16 protein-coding genes are annotated in these 16498 nt (G+C 34.3%); 15 read left to right on the forward strand and 1 reads right to left on the reverse strand.

The window, feature by feature from the left end; translation table 11 throughout:
- Positions 1-40 precede the first annotated feature (40 nt).
- The 4 genes from B8977_RS04015 to B8977_RS04030 all read left to right on the forward strand — a co-directional run bounded on the left by B8977_RS04015 (position 41) and on the right by B8977_RS04030 (position 2914).
- Entirely contained in the window at positions 41-595 is a 555-nt protein-coding gene (locus tag B8977_RS04015; RefSeq protein ID WP_084016393.1) for a hypothetical protein, read from the forward strand.
- A gap of 40 nt (positions 596-635) precedes the next feature.
- The gene (locus B8977_RS04020; protein ID WP_143736316.1) at positions 636-1367 is read left to right on the forward strand and encodes a hypothetical protein; all 732 of its coding nucleotides are present in this window, start codon (positions 636-638) and stop codon (positions 1365-1367) included.
- Between the two features lie 194 nt (positions 1368-1561).
- Complete coding sequence (locus tag B8977_RS04025) at positions 1562-2416, forward strand: hypothetical protein (protein WP_084016395.1); 855 nt, start codon at positions 1562-1564, stop codon at positions 2414-2416.
- A gap of 21 nt (positions 2417-2437) precedes the next feature.
- Positions 2438-2914, forward strand: a complete 477-nt coding sequence (locus B8977_RS04030; protein WP_084016396.1) for a hypothetical protein — start codon at positions 2438-2440, stop codon at positions 2912-2914.
- Between the two features lie 34 nt (positions 2915-2948).
- On the opposite strand, the gene B8977_RS04035 is transcribed toward B8977_RS04030, so the two are convergent.
- The gene (locus B8977_RS04035) at positions 2949-3842 is read right to left on the reverse strand and encodes a DUF6268 family outer membrane beta-barrel protein (protein ID WP_084016397.1); all 894 of its coding nucleotides are present in this window, start codon (positions 3840-3842) and stop codon (positions 2949-2951) included.
- 78 nt (positions 3843-3920) lie between these two features.
- Between B8977_RS04035 and pepE the strand changes: the two genes are divergently transcribed.
- From pepE to B8977_RS04090, 11 genes are all read left to right on the forward strand, one after another.
- The gene (gene pepE, locus B8977_RS04040) at positions 3921-4634 is read left to right on the forward strand and encodes a dipeptidase PepE (protein WP_084016398.1); all 714 of its coding nucleotides are present in this window, start codon (positions 3921-3923) and stop codon (positions 4632-4634) included.
- Positions 4635-4742: 108 nt separating this feature from the next.
- Positions 4743-6101 (forward strand): DUF4403 family protein, encoded by a 1359-nt coding sequence (locus B8977_RS04045; protein WP_084016589.1) that lies wholly within the window; start codon positions 4743-4745, stop codon positions 6099-6101.
- A 136-nt stretch (positions 6102-6237) separates the two neighbouring features.
- Positions 6238-6810 carry an RNA polymerase sigma factor gene (locus tag B8977_RS04050; protein ID WP_185116596.1) on the forward strand — a complete coding sequence of 191 codons (573 nt, stop codon included), beginning with the start codon at positions 6238-6240 and terminating at the stop codon, positions 6808-6810.
- A gap of 10 nt (positions 6811-6820) precedes the next feature.
- Positions 6821-7144 (forward strand): hypothetical protein, encoded by a 324-nt coding sequence (locus B8977_RS04055; protein WP_084016400.1) that lies wholly within the window; start codon positions 6821-6823, stop codon positions 7142-7144.
- A 114-nt stretch (positions 7145-7258) separates the two neighbouring features.
- Complete coding sequence (locus tag B8977_RS04060) at positions 7259-7855, forward strand: TetR/AcrR family transcriptional regulator (RefSeq protein WP_084016401.1); 597 nt, start codon at positions 7259-7261, stop codon at positions 7853-7855.
- A gap of 6 nt (positions 7856-7861) precedes the next feature.
- A complete protein-coding gene (locus tag B8977_RS04065) occupies positions 7862-9220 on the forward strand; it encodes a TolC family protein (RefSeq protein ID WP_084016402.1) in 1359 nt (452 codons plus the stop codon).
- Between the two features lie 32 nt (positions 9221-9252).
- Positions 9253-10329, forward strand: coding sequence for an efflux RND transporter periplasmic adaptor subunit (locus tag B8977_RS04070; RefSeq protein WP_185116597.1), 1077 nt, complete (start codon positions 9253-9255; stop codon positions 10327-10329).
- 82 nt (positions 10330-10411) lie between these two features.
- Complete coding sequence (locus tag B8977_RS04075; protein WP_084016403.1) at positions 10412-13585, forward strand: efflux RND transporter permease subunit; 3174 nt, start codon at positions 10412-10414, stop codon at positions 13583-13585.
- A gap of 232 nt (positions 13586-13817) precedes the next feature.
- Positions 13818-15236 carry a 23S rRNA (uracil(1939)-C(5))-methyltransferase RlmD gene (gene rlmD, locus B8977_RS04080; protein WP_084016404.1) on the forward strand — a complete coding sequence of 473 codons (1419 nt, stop codon included), beginning with the start codon at positions 13818-13820 and terminating at the stop codon, positions 15234-15236.
- The gene (locus B8977_RS04085; protein WP_084016405.1) at positions 15237-15722 is read left to right on the forward strand and encodes a DUF6452 family protein; all 486 of its coding nucleotides are present in this window, start codon (positions 15237-15239) and stop codon (positions 15720-15722) included. It begins immediately after the preceding gene.
- Positions 15682-16386 (forward strand): DUF6048 family protein, encoded by a 705-nt coding sequence (locus tag B8977_RS04090; RefSeq protein ID WP_084016406.1) that lies wholly within the window; start codon positions 15682-15684, stop codon positions 16384-16386. Before B8977_RS04085 ends, B8977_RS04090 begins: the two co-directional genes overlap by 41 nt.
- Positions 16387-16498: the final 112 nt, after the last annotated feature.

Below are 16498 nucleotides of genomic sequence, written 5' to 3' on the forward strand. Positions count from 1 at the left end.
TTATAAATGAATTATAATCTTTGTTGTAATTTTAAAAACCATGAAAAATTTCTATACTTTAATTATAGTCCTTACGTCTATTTTCAGTCAGTGTCAAGATAAATATGATCAATTGATTTATAATAATTATTTAAATACAAACTCTATCTTGCAAGGGAGCAATAATGTATATTTAAAGATAATTGATAATATGATTTCACCTGATTTTAATATTATCAAACAGAAAGCAAACGAGATTAATTTAGCGACGAATTTAATTACAAATTTTCTGGATGCAAACGAAAGAACAAATCTTGATTTTATAGGAGATGATAAATTGACAAATGAGGGTCAGTCTTTTCTTCAAAAATACACTGAACTAATTCAGAATTTGCTTTCTACTCTTCCATCCTCAAACAGTAAAGCAGGTAACTATAACGAGATTTATGGATATCTATACATTGAAACTGAAAACTTTGTAGAATTATTTAACAATAGAACAATCACTGAGCGTAAAATAATCATACAATCAATAAAAAACTCTATACTCTCCATTTCAACAGATATTTTTCCTAACTATATACCGGCTGCCCTCAAAAAAAACCTATCTGAATAAATATATTTATGCGCGTTTATCTATAATCATCAAAAAAGTTATGAATTTTAGACATTGTATAATATTGATTTTCAATCTATTCTCCGGCTTTGTTTTTTCACAAGTCTATGACACGATAGTTTATACTGGTTCATATCATTCAAATCTGTATTCAACTGCAGAAAACGAAGACTTTAGAAATTATTATGTTTTTGATGAGAAACCTCTAAATGCAGTAGTTTTAAAAAGCTATTTAGATGTTGTAAAAATAAAGGAAGTCTATGAAAACGGATGGCAGATAAAAAATGATACTGCATTTACCAACCGTGAAAATAATTTATTTGAAATCGCCAAGAGTTCTATAAAAAATGGGAGTGGATTTGAAAAGTCAGTGACCTTGATAATTAATAAAGTCGATAGTTCTCAACTGCTTCTCTTTTTTAATGATTCGAAAAGCACTTTTCCAGATATTGAATCAGGCATTATTTTTAAAGATAAAAATCAGAATGAATGTTTCAAATTGGAAATAAATTACTCGGGGTTCCCTGATAAATTTGAAAGCAATTCTAATTGTATCAGTAAACTTTTTGAAATTAAAAATTTGGACGAAAATATTCTAATTTACAGCATCAATGGAAAAACTGTTTTGAAAGAATTTTATATGGGGAAAAGCATAGAAAAAAGACAAATCTTTTTCCCAACAAAATATAATTTAAGTTCCATTATAAATATCAATTACGAAAATGGAATGAGAAAAGAAATTTTCGAAACTTTTTTAAATGATGAAAATTAAGAAAGCATATTGAATGTGATAATTATATCAATTACTCTTCTAGTTTACTTAATATTTAAAAATTCTTATATTTGATATTTATCAACTACTTTAATAAAAATGAATGAGTTACAGGACATTTAATATAATCATCAAAACTGAAAATGATGAAAGTGATATAAAAGATTATTTATTGAATAATTTTAAGTTCTTTAATGTCAAAGCATTTTTTTGAACCTTTTGCCGGTTTGATTTGTCAAGCAAATGAAAATTGGAAAGATTATCCTTTTGATAAATTTCCTGATGAATATTTTAAAAATCAAATAGAGGTCGAAAATTATTTTGGGGAAGCAATTCATGACAGAGTATCTGAATTATCAAGTAAATTTCCTGAAAAGGAAATAGCTTTTGTATATATAGATTGTTATGGAGGTCGCTGTACATCTGAGGGATATGTCATTAAAAATAAAGAAAAAATATTAGAGCAGGAATCTCATCATTCCGGGCATCAAATAATATTAAAACAAATCTATCCGGATTATAACAGTTGGTTCTTTTACCCTTTTACAAGAACTTATTTTTCTGACAAAGGGGGCATAACCGGAGATCTCATCAACATTACTTTTCCGGCAGTTTGGATGATGGTCAGTCAGGAATTTGGCAATGATAATGATTATACTTTACAGGCTGCTGAACATGAGATGTTTTTAGATTGCCCTAATAAATTTAACCTTTACTTCATGAAAATAAGTGATAGTTGGATAAAAATAATGGGAAGTATTGTATTTGATGATAAAGAAGTTTTTGAAAAAGTAAAATATATTATAGAAGATTTGTTTTTAGGAATGGAATATAATATTCAAATTGATAATTTCGAAAATGGTGATTCAATTGTTTTATCTACAATTGATGATACAAAAAATAAGGCAATAAAATCAATAAGTTACCGCACAACAGCATTCAATACACAATCTTTTAATTTATCTGATACTGATTCTGGGAAAGCTAACTCAACTGTATATCCTGAGAATAACAAGAAGGGGTTTTGGAGTAAATTATTTGGAAAGTAAAGTCTGTCAAATGAGTAAGTCATGAAAAATCTATCCTTAATTACCTGCATTTTCTTTGTTCTCTCATGTCAAAATAGGAATCCAAATACTGATAGTGAAACTGTGCAGATAAAAAACAAATCGATTACAACTTCTGAAAATCTGACTAAGTTTAAAAGTCTTCTTGATGTAAATAATTTAGAGCCTAATAAAGTGAAGTTTCAATATGTGTTTATTGATAATTCGCAAGGTTTACTTCCAGGACCTTCTGATAGTTACATTTCTGCGATTCTATATTATGACAGTTTGACGATTGATTCTTTGAATAAAAAAGTTGAAAAAAAAGAGTACGATAAGCAAATAACCGATTCACAGAGGTTTTTTATCAAATGGTTTGATGAAAAAACATTAAATCAAACAAAGTTTCATCAGGATTCTTTAAAAGTTTATTATGATTTTTTGTTTAATACAAAGGGTAAATTAATCCTTTTTGAAAATATGATTTTGTATCGGGATTGAGGTTTTTAAATTAATCCAAACAAAATCTTAAAAATTACTCCGCCTTTTCCTTTACCCTCAAACTAATACCTCCTGAAAAATACAATCCGCCTTTGAAAGAATTTTCTTCGGTCAATGGGATATTGTCAAAATCAGCATTTAGAAGATGGTATTTGCCCGGTAATGCATAACCTGCCCTGACATTTAACCAAAAGTTTTTAGAGAATTGATAACCAATCGTCGGTGCAATTGTAATGTTTTGTGTGCTCAGGTAATTAGGAGAATTATCAGTAGAAAATCTGTCTATGTGAAATAATCCCGCTTCCAGGTTGACACTCAGACCATATTCAAACTTAGGCGAAGGCGTCATCATGAAATACGCAAAACTCGGAATGATGGTATAAATACGCATATCTTCATTTTTATATTGGAGAATTGCCAATGGAACCACAAGGTTTTTGATGCCTTCATTGTTGTAACTTACGCCCAATCCATACATGAAGTCCGGATTGTTTTTGGCTGTGCGTACACCTAATAAATGGACGCTTGGAAAGAAATCTCTTTTTGATAATTTTTCTTCGAAATCGGTTCTCAGATTGATGCGTGGTGCCAAGATTGCTTCCCAGTTTTCAGTGATTTTATGACGAACGATGAACCCTAAACGGATGTCATTTAACTGTTCGGGCAAATAATCTGCATTAGTCTCTTCGAAATTATAACTGGAAATTTTATAATTAAGGTTGGTATAAACTTTTGTATTTTCGCCGAGGTTAAATCCCGGCAAAATCACATTGGCTTCTATCTGGCTGTAAACGGCGCTTCCCTCCATTTCCTTAAAGTCCCGAGACGGAAATAAATAATAGTTTACATAAACCGGATCATTGTCAGTTTGAGCAAGCAAAGGAACAATTGAAGTCAAAGTCAGCAGGGTGAGAATGAATTTATACATTGTCTTTAGTTAGAAGTTTCAACGAAAATACCAAAAATCTTTCCATAATTTAGGTTTTCAATATAAATTGCGGAAATTATGGAAATTAATAACAACTACAAATTGCTCATTGCAAGCACAAGCACCGTTCATGGAAGCGGTTATCTGGAATATATAATAGATAATGCCGTAAGATTTTTAGGTGTAGATGAAATTATCTTTATTCCGTACGCACGTCCGTCAGGCGTTACATATGACGACTATACGGAAGCACCGCGAAAAGCCTTTTTTGCAAAAGGTATAAGAGTAAAAGGTTTACATGAATTTAATAACCCAAAAGAAGCTTTACTTAATGCAAAAGCAATTTTTACCGGAGGCGGAAATACATTTTTATTGCTAAAAACTTTGTATGAATTGGATTTGATTTCGACGTTGCGTGAAGTTATAGGAAAAGGTATTCCGTACATGGGAAGCAGCGCCGGAAGCAATATCACTGGATTGACCATCGGTACGACTAATGATATGCCGATTGTTTATCCGCCGAGTTTTGAGGCGTTGGAGTTTTTGCCGTTTAATCTGAACCCGCATTATCTCGACCCTGACCCTAATTCTACGCACAAAGGGGAAACCAGAGAAACGAGAATCAAGGAATTTCATAAGTTTAATTCACAACCTGTTTTGGGACTTCGTGAAGGAAGCTGGTTAGAAGTTCAGAATGGAAATATCGAACTAAAAGGTAATTTGACCGCGAGGTTGTTTCAGCAGGGAAAAGAGGCGGTGGAAATTGAAAACGGTTTATTGATTATAGGTTGATGAGTATTTTTTAAGAATAATGGTTCAACAAATTTCTCAAAAATTTATGAAATTCGAATTCTCTAGATGATTATTTTTGTTCTCAGTATGGCAACGAAACATTTCAGCATGAAATCAATTATCATCACACTGCTCTTAATCAGCAGCTTTGCATTTTCACAAACAGAATCTTATACATTTCCCAGAATAAAATCCAGTATTACACTACCCATTTCTATTTCCGTAGATGAAATCAACAACCTCATTAACAATTCCGTGAAAGGTGTTCTGTATGAAGACAAATCATTTACAGACAACAATAACGACCAGTTCAAAACCAAAGTAGAAAAAGACGGACACATCAAACTCACCTCCATCAAAGACAACCGTTTCCTTATCGAAGTTCCGCTGAAAATATGGGCCGAGAAAGGATATGGCGCGATGGGTAAATATGTGTACAACGATACCAATTTCAAAATCACAATGAAATTTATAACTTCCGTTGATTTGAAAAACAACTGGACTTTGGACACTAAAACAAAAACTTATGGATTTGAATGGGGAGTCAAACCAGTTCTCGATTATGGAAGTGTAAAAATTCCAATTGCTTCTTTAATTGAATCTACACTTATCGAACAGCAACAGAAATTTACTGCCGTAATCGACGATAAAATCAAAGAAAGTTTCGACCTGAAACCTTATTTATTATTAGTTTGGAATCAATTTAATGCACCTCTTAATATTTCTCCCGAGTTCAAAACATGGCTCAAACTCACACCCCAGACAGTTTACATGTCGCCTATTAAAATTTATGCAGATTTCATCAAAGGAACCGTAAGTTTAGATTTGTATTCCGAAACATTTATCGCGCAGATTCCTACGAATTCCGTTCCTCTTCAGACTTTTCCCAATTTCATTCTGAAAGAAACAATTCCTTCTGATTTTAATTTGAAAACCACGGCGAGTATTTCTTTTATTGAAGCGACCAATCTCGCAAAAGCACAATTTCTAAACAAAGAATTTGTACTCACAAGTGAAAAAAATAAAGTCAAAATCACAGACATAAAAGTTTATTCCGAAAAACAACAAATAGTTATAGAAGCTCAAACAACGGGTGAGGTAACGGGAACTTCCATCATCAAAGGCATTCCGGTGTATGATGCGGTCAACCATAAAATTGGTTTGAGCGAAATTGATTTCAAATTAAAAACCAAAAATCTTTTCCAAAAAGCAGTTGCTACTTTGTTCGAAGGGAAAATTAAAAGAATGATTGGCGAAGAATATGGCATTCCCATGCAGGAAATAGAAATTTCTTCCAAACAAAGCCTTGAAGACAGTTTCAATAAAGAATATTATCCCGGAATTTTTCTCAAAGGAAATGTTCTGGAGCTGAAACCTTCTGAAATACTTTTGTTTGATAATTATTTGACAGTTGTAATTGACACCAAAGCCAATTTGCAGATGAATGTTTCCGGATTAAATTTTTAATCTTCATTAAAGTCTAAGGGAATTATTATTGAATCAAATAACGCTAATTTTCAGATATTTACTTAAAACTTATAAAAATTCTTAAATAAATTTAAAGTAAAACCAAATTTCATACGTCTTATAAAGTATGGAACGCATGGAATCCGTCATAATGTCCCAATCAGAAAAAGAAAATATCATTTCCAAGACCGTTGACAAGTATGATGGAAAGCTGATGGATTTCATTCGTCCCAAAGTCAGGAACTTAGAGGATGCCGAAGACATTTTGCAGGAAGTTTGGTACCAATTCAGCAATTTATCCAACATCTCAGACATTGTTAATATCAGCAGTTGGTTATTTTCAGTAACAAGAAATAAAATCACTGATAACTATAGGAAAAAACGAACTGAAAGCTTAGAAAATTTTACTTACGAAGACGAAGAAGGAAGCTTGCTCATTCAGGAATTTTTACTTGAAAATAATGATGAAAATCCGGAAGCAAAATATTTTCAAGATGAAATCTGGAAAGAAATTTTCAATGCTTTGGATGAGCTTCCCGAAAAGCAAAAACAAGTTTATTTAGAAAATGAAATTGAAGGTAAAACTTTACAAACAATAGCCGACGAACAAAACGAAAATGTAAAAACCATTATCAGCCGAAAACAGTATGCTGTAAAGCATTTGAGAATGAGGCTAAACCAACTTTATAACGATTTAAATAACAATTAAGAAAACAGTCATGAAACATAAATTCAGAAACAAAAAATTCCTTTTTATTATACCATTTTTCATTCTTTTTGCACTAACAGGAATTGTGATGTGGCTTTGGAATTCGATTTTACCGGAAGTCGTAGGAGTGAAAGAAATCACTTACTGGCAGGCTATGGGAATCTTAGTTTTGAGTAAAATTTTATTCGGAGGATTCCATGGATTCAAGAAAAATAAAGATTTAAAAAGAGATCAGTTCTTCTCTAAAATTAGAAATATGTCACCCGAAGAAAGAGAAAAATTTAAAGAGAACTGGAAGAATAAATTCGCTAAAAACGTTTACTGCAAACATTAAAATTAGTTTTATATAAAATCTGACAACAATCATTTGTTCATGTTAAAATCGTGTTATACATTTGCATTGACAAAAATGTCAAACATTAAAGTTAAACATAAAGATTAAACGTAAATGTCAGCACTTAAAAAAGATGAAGCAACGGAAGAGTTGATAAGATCGACCGCCAAACGCTTGTTTTTTGTTGAAGGTAAATTCAATGCTACTACACAGGAAGTAGCAGATGCAGCGGGTGTCAACCGAACTTTGATTAATTATTATTTCCGTTCAAGAGACAATTTATTCAACTTGATTTTTGAAGATGCAATGCGTGCAGAAGAGGAACAAAGAGAAGCAATTTTATTGTCAGAATTGCCATTCAAACAAAAAATTGAAAAATTTATTGAAGATTCACTTAAAATAGGGCAAGAATTCCCATATCTGGAAACTTACATCATAACAAGGATAAATGATGGTTGTTTTTATAAGGAAGAAGAAGACTGGGACAAATTTATGGCTCGTTTTTACAGAGAATTTGAAGAAGAAATGAAAAAAGGAACCATCGAAAAGATGGAACCTATTCAGTTTATATTAAATATGGTATCCCTTATTTCTTTTCCTTTGGCTGCAAGGCCTTTGTTTCAATCGACAATGAAATTAAGCGATGAAGAATTTGATAAAATCATCAATGAAAGAAAAGATATTATAATGAAAGTATTGTTTAAAAATTAATAGATAATGAAGAATATATTGAAAATTAATCTGCTGGCTTTGCTCTTTTCAGCAACGGTTTTTGCTCAGGAAAAGCAGACAATCACATTGAAAGATGCGGTTGAGTATGCTTTGCAAAATAAAGCCGAAGCCAAAAAAGCAAAGCTTGCAATCGAAAATAGTGAATACCAGATACAGGAAGCACGTGCAGGAGCTTTGCCTAATTTAAGTGCAAATGGTTCTATTACTTACAATCCTATTTTACAGGAAACTGCAATTCCGGCTGATGGATTTCCAGGAATGCCACCATCAGATGAACCATTTCTCATTTTAGCAATGGGACAAAAATGGAATTCAGTTGCAGGAGCGACTTTGACGCAAAATATTTTTGACCAGACCGTTTTCACGGGTTTGAAAGCGGCTAAAACAACACGTGAATTTTATCAAATCAATGCGCAATTGACAGAAGAACAAGTAATCGAGCGTGTTGCAACTGCTTACTACAATGTTTTCGTTCAGAAAGAGCAATTGGAAACCATTGACAGCAGCTATGTTAACATTGAAAAGACAAGAAATGTAATCAAAAGTTTGTTTGATAATGGATTGGCGCGCGAAATTGATTTAGACAGAGTAGAAGTTCAGTTAACTAACATCAAAACGCAGCGTCAGCAACTGGTAAATGCAGTTCAGCTTCAGGAAAATTCTTTGAAATTTTACATGGGAATGCCAATTGCGCAACCAATTGAATTAGCAGATCAGGATTTTACAGTAGAACAAATGTTATTGGCTGATGAAATTGATGTGGAAGGACGTACCGAAATGAAAGTTTTGAAAAAACAGGAAGAACTTTTAGGATTACAGAAAGAAGCACGTAAAGCTGCTTATTATCCAACTTTATCTTTGTCTGCGAGTTACAATTACATGGGACAAGGAGCAAAATTCCCAATCGGAGCAGGGTTGGAAGATGGCATTTATTGGTCTGATTTTTCTTCAATTGGATTAAATCTTAAAATCCCAATTTTCAACGGATTTGCAACCAAAGCAAGAGTTAGCATGGCAGATATCGAGATCAGAGAATTACAGGAAGATATCATCGATACAAAACTCGGATTGGATTTGGAATACCAAAATGCTAAATCTCAGATTGAAAACAACTACATCGCAATCGAAAACCAGCAGCAAAATGTTGATTTGGCACAGAAAGTTGTAAACAATACACAAAGTAATTACCAGCTTGGATTGGCAACTTTGACCGATTTATTAGAAGCTCAAAATACATTGGTAGATGCCCGAAATAATTATTCAAACGCTGTTCTACAATATAAACTAGCTGAAGTTCAGTTATTAAAATCAAAAGGAGAATTAAAAACATTAACTCAACAATAAAATATATACATCAAAACAATTAAATAAAGATTATGAAAATTGTAAGAATTATACTCACTGTAGTCATCGTCGGAGCGCTCTTGGTTTGGGGTGGAATGACACTTGTAAATAATAAGAAAAAATCTGAAGAAGAAACAAAAATCGTAGCTCAGGTAAACGAAAGTGTTGCGGTAAACGTAGCAAAAGTCCAGTTCGAAAACATGAATGTAGATTATGTTGCCAACGGAACTTTCGAACCATTTCAGGAAATGAAATTCCCTTCTGAAGTTTCAGGGAAAGTATTGAAAGTTTTCGTTGATGAAGGAAGTTATGTGCGTGTCGGACAAACTCTGGCGGTGATTCGCGGTGATTCTCAGTCCATCGATTTAACTGCTGCTCAGGCTGCTTACCAAAATGCGATTACAGATAATCAACGTTATGAAAACGCTTTGAAAACAGGCGGTGTAACACAACAACAAGTTGATCAATCTAGATTACAATTGAAAAATGCAAAAGCACAATTAGATCAATCAAGACTTAAAGTAGGCGATATGAACATTCGCGCAACCATCAGCGGTGTTGTAAATTCAAGATTGATCGAGCCTGGTTCATATGTAAATCCGGGTACAGAAATGTTTGAAATCGTAAATGTTTCAAGCTTGAAATTAAGAGCAGAAGTAAATGAAAACCAGATTGTAAACTTAAAAGTCGGTGACAATATCAAAGTAACTGCAAGTGTTTTTCCAGGAAAAGAATTCGCGGGAAAAGTAACTTTCATTGCTCCAAAAGCAAGCTCATCTTTGAATTTCCCTGTTGAAATTCAGGTTTCAAACAGTGCAGGAAATGAATTAAAAGCAGGTATGTACGGAACAGCAATTTTCTCTCAATCAAAAGACGAAATTACATCCAAACCGGCTTTAGTTGTTCCAAGACAAGCATTTGTTGGAGGCTTAAACAGCAATCAGGTTTTTGTAGTGAAAGACAGCATTGTTAAATTAACGACAATTACATCAGGAAGAAATTTCGGTGATAAAATTGAAGTTCTTAGCGGATTAAATGACGGCGAAACGGTCGTTACGAGCGGGCAGGTCAATTTAGCCGACGGATCAAAAGTGTCAATCATTAAATAGATTTTAGAAGCAAGACACTAGACACAAGAAAAAAGAGTCTAATGTTTAAAATCTAATGTCTAAAATCTAAAATAAATTAAGAATGAAACTAGCAGAAATATCCATTAAAAGACCCACGCTTGTAGTCGCATTGTTTACAATTCTGACTTTAGGAGGACTTTTTTCCTATACGCAGTTGGGTTACGAACTCATACCGAAATTTGAGTTCAACATGATTACAATTTCCACGGTGTATCCGGGAGCATCACCATCGGAAATGGAAAACACAGTTACCAAGAAAATCGAGGATGCAGTTGCTTCCATGGAAAACATTAAAAAAATTGAATCAAAATCCTTTGAAAGTTTATCAATGGTAATGATTCAGTTAAATCCGGGAACTGATACCAATTATGCGCTAAATGATGCACAGCGTAAAGTCAATACCATTTTGGCAGATTTGCCTGAAGATGCAGATCCGCCGTCATTATTAAAACTTTCGGCAGATGATTTCCCTATCATAACTATTGCGGCAACATCTGATATGAACAGTATAGAATTTTATGATTTGCTCGACAAAAAAATTCAACCTATACTTTCACGTGTGCCAGGTGTGGCACAGATTGACATCATTGGAGGACAGGAAAGAGAAATTCAAGTAAGTTTAAATCAAAATAAATTGGAGGGTTATGGACTTTCAGTACCGCAGGTTATGCAGATGATCCAAAGTTCCAATCTTGACTTCCCGACAGGAAATGTAAAAACACGTGAAAATACTACACTTATACGCCTTTCAGGTAAATATCAAACGGTTGAGGAGTTAAGAAATCTTGTAGTTTCCAGTAACAATGGAATACAAGTTAGATTATCAGAAATAGCTGATGTACAGGATAGTCAGAAAGAAGCAGATAAGGTTTCCAGACTTAATCAAAGCAACACGATTTTGCTTCAGATAAAAAAACAATCTGATGCAAATGCAGTAGCAGTAAGCGAAGAAGTTCGTGCAGAACTTGATAAAATACAGACAGACTATAAAGCTCAGAATGTACAGCTCAAAGTGGCAAATGATACCAGCGAAATGACCTTGGTAGCAGCAAACAATGTAATGTTTGACTTGTTTCTAGCAATCTTTTTAGTAGCAGCGGTAATGTTGTTGTTCCTGCATAGTTTGAGAAACGCATTCATCGTTATGGTTTCGATTCCGGCTTCATTGATTGCAACTTTCATCGGGATTTATTTCATGGGTTATACCCTCAACTTGATGTCTTTAGTTGCGCTTTCATTGGTAGTTGGTATTTTGGTGGATGACGCGATTGTTGTGCTCGAAAATATACACCGACACATGGAAATGGGGAAGAACAAAGTCCGTGCAGCTTATGATGGTGCATCTGAGATTGGTTTTACTGTAGTAGCGATCACATTGGTAATTATAGTAGTATTCTTACCGATTTCAATTAGTAATGATTTCGTTTCAAACATCATTAAACAATTTGCCGTAACGGTAATGATTGCAACCGGATTCTCTTTATTAGCTTCATTTACAATTGTTCCCTGGCTTTCTTCCAGGTTTGGAAAATTAGAACATATAACAGGAAAAAATTTCTTCGAAAAAATTATTCTTGCATTTGAAGGATTATTGACAAGATTTACTAACTGGGTTTCCGGAATCCTAAAATGGTCCCTTAAAGCTTGGTGGTCTAAAGTTCTTACAATTGTTATTGCAGTTATTTTATTCTTCTCTTCTCTGGCTTTGGTAGGAATGGGATTTGTCGGTGGGGAATTTTTCCCAAAAATGGACAAAGGAGAATTCCTCGTTCAGATCGAATTACCAAAAGATGCTTCACTTGAGCAAACCAATATTGCTACACAAAAAGCTGAAAAATACATTCGTCAAAAGTCGGAAGTAGTCGATATGATTACAACTGTTGGTCAGTTAAGTAGCGGGTTCAGCGGTTCGCAAGCAACTGCTTATCAATCTGAAATTCAAGTTATTTTGACCGATAAAAAGCTGCGTGATGAGAGTACTTTCATTTTTGCGGCGAAGCTCAAAAGAGAATTAGAGAAAGAATTGATAGGAGCGAAGGTTAGCACAATCCCGATGGGAATTATGGGTGTAGAAGACGCTCCATTACAACTGGTTGTGATAGGACCGTCGGTTGATAGTGCCATGGTATTTGCAAAAAAAGCAGAAGCTGAATTGAAAAAAATCAGCGGTGCTTCAGAGGTTGAATTATCAGTAGAAGATGGAAATCCTGAAATCAGCGTGCAAGTAGACCGCGACAAAATGTCATTGCTTGGGCTGGATTTGACTACAGTAGGTATGACCATGCAAACAGCTTTCAGCGGAAACACAGATGCGAAGTTTCGTGCAGGAGAATATGAATATGACATCAACATCCGTTACGACCAATTCAATCGCTCCAACATTGATGATGTTAAAAACCTCATTTTTGTCAATAATCAAGGACAGCAGATTAAACTTTCTCAATTTGCAGAAGTAGTTGAAACTTCAGGGCCAAGTGGTTTGGATCGAAGAGATAAAAGTCCTTCCGTGACTGTAAGAGGTCAGTCAGTTGGTCGACCTTTGGGTGATGTTGCTGCAGAATGGGAAACAAAATTCTCCCAAATCCCCAAACCATTAGGAGTAAGTTATGTTTGGGGTGGTGATATGGAAATGCAGTCAGAAGGTTTCGGAACATTGGGTATCGCTTTGCTTGCGGCTATTATATTGGTTTATCTGGTAATGGTTGGTTTATACAACAGTTATGTATACCCGTTTGTGGTATTGTTTTCGATACCCCTTTCATTAATTGGTGTGATGGTAATTTTAGCATTGACCAATAATACTTTGAACATATTTACCATTTTAGGGATGATCATGTTGATTGGTTTGGTGTGTAAAAATGCGATATTACTGGTCGATTTCGCCAACCATAGGAAAGAAGAAGGAGAAACGACTTACAATGCTTTGGTTCAGGCTAACCACGCGCGTCTAAGACCGATTTTGATGACGACCATTGCGATGGTTTGCGGGATGATCCCGATTGCGATTGCAAGTGGAGCAGCTGCTGAAATGAACAATGGTCTGGCGTGGGTAATCATCGGTGGATTGATTTCATCATTGTTCCTTACGTTGATTATAGTCCCGGTTGTTTATTCAATCTTTGACAGTCTGATCCGCAGATTCGGCAAAAAGAATAAGATTGATTATGCTGACGAAATGGTTGCTGATTATGAGCACCGTGAACTAAGCGACGATGGATTTACTCCAAAACATTAATCCATCTAGATTATCATTTCTAGCCTAGTCAAAAAATCATAGTTCTTTATAATTGGAATCGGGTATTGAGATTTAATCTCAGTGCCCGATTTTCTTTTTGTAGGATTAAATATGAAATTCTAAATAAGTGGTAATTATTCAATATTTAGAAATAAAACAATTAAACCTATTACAGATAATACTTTCTAAATTTTACTTTATACAATTTATACATTAAAAGTATCTTTGCGTCATGGCAAGAAAAAAAGGAAAAAATATTTTTCTAGAAAACATAGAAATTCTGCGTGCAGGTGCGAAAGGCATTTCAATAGGTAAATCGCCTGACGGTAAAACGGTTTTGGTCAAAGATGCAATTCCAGGAGATGTTGTCAACGTCAACGTTTACAAAAAGAAAAGCAGTTATCTGGAAGGAAATGCGGTTGAAATTTTGAAGAAATCGCCTTACCGGATCGATCCGAAATGCATTCACTTTGGAACTTGTGGGGGTTGTAAATGGCAGAATATGTCTTACGAAACCCAATTGAAATTTAAACAAGACGAAGTCGAAAATAATTTGCAAAGAATTGGTGGATTTCATGATTTGGAAATCACTCCGATCTTAGGTTCATCAGAAGATTATTATTACAGAAATAAATTGGAATATTCCTTTTCCAATGCGCGCTGGCTGACTTTGGAAGAAATCAGAAATACGGAAGAAAATTACAACCGAAATGCTTTGGGATTTCATATTCCGGGGCAATGGAGTAAAGTTCTTGACATCAAAGAATGCCATTTGCAGGCGGAACCTTCCAATGCCATTCGCCTGGAAGCCAAACGTTTTGCAAATGAAAACGGATATGAGTTTTATGATTTGCAAAACCAGGAAGGATTTCTGAGAACGATGATGATTCGTTCAAATTTAAAAGGAGAAATCATGGTTTTGGTTCAATTATTTAAAGAAGACAAAGAAAAACGCGAAGCATTTCTTCAAAATTTACAAGATAAATTTCCGCAAATAGTTTCGTTGCTTTATGCCATTAACCCAAAAGGAAATGATTCGATTTATGATTTGGATGTTCAGATTTTTTCAGGACAAGATTTCATCATGGAAGAAATGGAAGATCTGCATTTCAAAATCGGACCCAAAAGTTTTTACCAAACCAATCCTGCTCAAGCTTATGAATTGTACAAAATCACACGCGATTTTGCAGATTTGAAAGGAGATGAAGTTGTTTACGATTTATACACAGGAACGGGAACCATCGCGCAATTCGTTTCAAAAAAAGCGAAAAAAGTTGTAGGAGTTGAAGCAGTGCAGGAAGCAATCGATGCGGCAAATGCAAATGCGGAACGCAATAACATTACCAATTGTACTTTTTATTGTGGCGATATGAAAGACATTTTCGATGATAATTTTATCGAACAAAATGGAATGCCGGATGTTATCATTACAGACCCGCCACGCGATGGTATGCACAAAAATGTAGTGGAAACCATTTTGAGAATCAATGCAAAACGGGTTGTTTATGTAAGTTGTAATTCGGCAACACAGGCGCGTGATTTGGAGCTGATGAAACACCAGTATGAAATCAAAAAGGTTCGTCCGGTAGATATGTTTCCGCAAACGCACCATGTAGAAAATGTTGTACTTTTGGAAAGAATTGATCTATAAATGATGAAGAAAAGAATTTTAGTTTTAGGAATAATTTTCACCGCAGTTTTTGCAGTTTCCTGTGAAGAAGATGACGTATGTGTAGGAGAGGGAACTCCTAATCTTACAGTAGTTTTCAGAACCCTTCAGACGCAGGAAAATCTTACTGATACTTTATTTGTTGAAAGAGTAACTTCTGAAGGAGAACTCATCGATACATTGTACAAATGGTTAATAACTGATAGCATTAAATTACCTTTGGGTGGACTTGATGAATCTGTTAATTATTTCAGAATCAAATTACGTCCTACCGGACAGTCAGACATATTGACGGTAAATTATACTCCAACCACTTCTTTTGTGTCGAAGGCCTGTGGTTTCAGGCTTACTTATGATGATTTAGATTATGAGTCAACTGAAAACGCCATCAGAAACTTAACTCCAAGCGAATCAAACGTATTAGAAAATGAAGCAGCTACAAATCTGTATATTTATTATAATAATTAATCTTTTTGCAGCACAGTCATTTGCGCAGCAAGACAGCATCAATGTAAAAATTGACAGTGTCGTTTCTGAAAAAATTGACAGCTTAAAACCTAAAAACAGAAGCGGAAATCTTTTCATAGGTGTCGATTTGTTTAATCCGGTTATGTCCGTGCTTTCTGATAAACAGGGCGGTCAAGCAATGATTTCATACAGAATAACAGGTAAGTGGAATGCCGTAGCCGAAGTAGGTTATGAAAAAAATATTTATGACGAACTTGATTGGAATATAGATGTGAACGGACTTTATTTCAAACTTGGATTTAATTGGTTCATTTCTCAGGATTATCAAGATCCTTCTAACGGATTTTATACCGGTGCACGTGTGGCCTATGCCATGTATGAACAAAAAATCAATCAGTATCCGATTCGATTATCCGGAAACCAAGTAGATGATTATGGAAGTCTTCCTGCAGAGAACGTGAGTGCTTACTGGGTAGAAATTGTTGGCGGAGGCAGGATTCAGTTGTTTAGTAATTTTTATGCAGATGTTTCTATCCGTCCCGAAATTTATATCGGAAGCAAAAAACAGGAAGGTATCGACCCGCTCTTAATTCCAGGATACGGAAAAGACATCGGACCAATTAATTTCAGCGTTTTTTGGGGATTGACTTATAAATTGTTTTAACTTAATTGTGTGATAGTTTGGAAGATTCTTTGAATCATTGAGGAGCAGTCACATTCTTTTTCTTCAATTCATATTATTATCATATAATATTAATTATTAAAGCCGTTTCAAC

This window comes from Moheibacter sediminis, from assembly GCF_900176425.1.
Lineage (GTDB): Bacteria > Bacteroidota > Bacteroidia > Flavobacteriales > Weeksellaceae > Moheibacter > Moheibacter sediminis.